The sequence below is a fragment of the Bradyrhizobium sp. P2_E8 genome, assembly GCF_056403875.1.
Window position 1 is genome coordinate 1 of sequence record NZ_JBFUES010001061.1, and the last position, 2,431, is coordinate 2,431.

Sequence of the window (2,431 nt, forward strand, 5' to 3'; positions counted from 1 at the left end):
TGGGTCCGATCACCACGTCGCCGTAAAGGCCCGCTGGAGCTCGGCCGGAGCCGTCACGCCGCTCGCGATCAGCAATTGGGCGAGAACGCGCGCCTTCTGGGGATTGAGGTCCTCGGAGACGACGAAACCATTCTTGTCGGCCGGCCGGACTGGCGGCAGGCTTCGTCATCGAATTGTTCTCCCGCCGAAGATGGGTCATCCCGCCGCTTATGGCTACGGGTTGTCCCGCCGCGGCAAAAAATGGTCGAGCAGGCCCATCGGCAGCGGGAAGACGACGGTCGACGACCGTTCGCCCGCGATGTCATGCAGGGCCGCGAAATAACGTAGCTGCATCGCCTGAGGCTCCTGCGCGAGAATCCGGCCGGCCTCGACGAGCTTTTCGGCAGCCTGCTGCTCGCCCATCGCATTGATCACCTTGGCCCGCCGCAACCGCTCCGCCTCGGCCTGTTTGGCAATCGCGCGCACCATGGTTTCGTTGAGATCGATGTCCTTGATCTCGATCCCGGTGACCTTGATGCCCCAGACGTCGGTCTGCTTGTCGAGGATCTCCTGGATGTCCGCGTTCAACCTGTCGCGCTCGGCCAGCATCTCGTCGAGTTCGTGCTTGCCGAGCACCGAGCGCAAGGTGGTCTGGGCGAGCTGGCTGGTGGCGGCCATGTAATCGCCGACCTTGATGATGGCCCGTTCGGGGTCGACGATGCGGAAGTACAGAACGGCGTTGACCTTGACGGAGACGTTGTCCCGCGAAATCACGTCCTGCGGCGGCACGACCTGCACCATCACCCGCAGATCCACCTTCACGAGTTGCTGCACGATCGGAATCAGGATGATGAGGCCCGGGCCCTTCACGCCGGTAAAGCGACCGAGCGTGAAGATGACGCCACGCTCGTATTCGCGCAGGATTCGAATAGCCTGGGACAGGAACATGATGACAAGCAACGCGAGCGCCGCATAAGTCAGATATTCCAGCATCATGACGTTCCTCCCTCGCCTGTTGGTGCGCGCCGTATCAGCAGCGTCAGGTCGATGATGTTGGCGACTTCGACCGTCTCTCCGGGCTTGAACGTTTCGGCGCCGCGCGCCTGCCAGCGCTCACCATGGGCGAAGACATGACCTTCGTTCCCATTCCAGTCGAGAACCTCGGCGGGCAAGCCGCGCATGGCCTGCGCGCCGACCAGTGCAGGAGCCCTACCGACGCGCCGGAGCGAACCGAGCACGACGAGCGCAAAGCCGACGAACACAGCCGCAGTGATGCCGATCACCCACCACGACAGGTGGTAGCCCGGCGCCTCGCCCCTGAAAAGCATCAGCGCGCCCAGCACGAAAGCGACGATCCCTCCGAGCCCGATCACCACGGTCGGGTTGAAGGCTTCGATGGTGAGAAGCACGAGTCCAACCAACATCAGGGCGAGGCCGGCATAATTGATCGGCAGCAGATTGAGCGCATAGAGGCCGATCAGCAGGCAGATCGCGCCGACGACTCCGGGGGCGACGGCACCGGGAGACATGAACTCGAAGATCAAGCCGTAGATGCCGACCATCAGGAGAATGAACGCCACGTTCGGATCGGTGATCACCGCCAGGAAGCGGGATATCGGTCCGGGATCGATGGCTTCGACGACGGCATCCTTCGTCACCAGCCGTTGCGTCTTGCCGCCTGCAACCTCGACCACGCGACCATCGAGCTGTCTCAGCAATTCGGCCTGATCGCGCGCGACGAGATCGATGGCATGAGCCTCCAGCGCGGCGTTGGCGGAGAGCGTGGCGGCCTCACGGACCGCCTTCTCGGCCCAGTCCGCGTTGCGGCCACGCAGCTCGGCGAGGCTGCGGATGAAGGCGACGGCATCGTTCGTCACCTTCGCCGTCATCGCGTCCTTCGGCTCGTCCTTCTTGTCTTTGCCATCCTTGTCCGCTGGTCCGCTCGGAAGTCCCGGCAGCGGCCCGCCAATCTRCACCGGCGTCGCGGCGCCAATATTGGTGCCCGGCGCCATCACCGCGATGTGGGTCGCATAAAGGATATAGGTCCCCGCGCTCGCCGCGTGGGCGCCGGAGGGGGCGACGTAACCGACGACAGGGATCGGCGAGGCCAGCACATCCGCGATGATCTCGCGCATGCTGGAATTCAGACCGCCGGGCGTGTTCAGTCTCAGAAGCACGACCTCGGCGCGCCGTTCGCTTGCTTTGGCCAAAGCCTCCTTGACGTAGCTGGCCGACGCAGGGCCGATGGCTCCGTCGATCGAAACGATCAATGCAAGACGGCCGTTCTCCTCCGCTGAGCTGGGAAGGAGGCAGCAGATCAAAGCCACGACGCCAATCGCCGCAACGAGGGCCGCCTTCATGGTCTGCACGGCAGGGCTCCCTTGCAGAGCATATGGTGCGCGCCTTGCGAACCTCAATGTGGCCCGCGTGCAGGCCATGGTCGTGATTGTGC

Annotated in this window: 2 protein-coding genes; both read right to left on the minus strand. The window is 64.0% G+C overall.

What is annotated here, in order from left to right; all coding sequences use genetic code 11:
- Positions 1-213: 213 nt before the first annotated feature.
- Entirely contained in the window at positions 214-975 is a 762-nt protein-coding gene (locus AC1D00_RS36625; RefSeq protein WP_027547365.1) for a slipin family protein, read from the minus strand.
- Positions 972-2,348, minus strand: coding sequence for an NfeD family protein (locus AC1D00_RS36630; RefSeq protein WP_477014025.1), 1,377 nt, complete (start codon positions 2,346-2,348; stop codon positions 972-974). The genes AC1D00_RS36625 and AC1D00_RS36630 overlap by 4 nt, the downstream gene beginning before the upstream one ends.
- Positions 2,349-2,431: the final 83 nt, after the last annotated feature.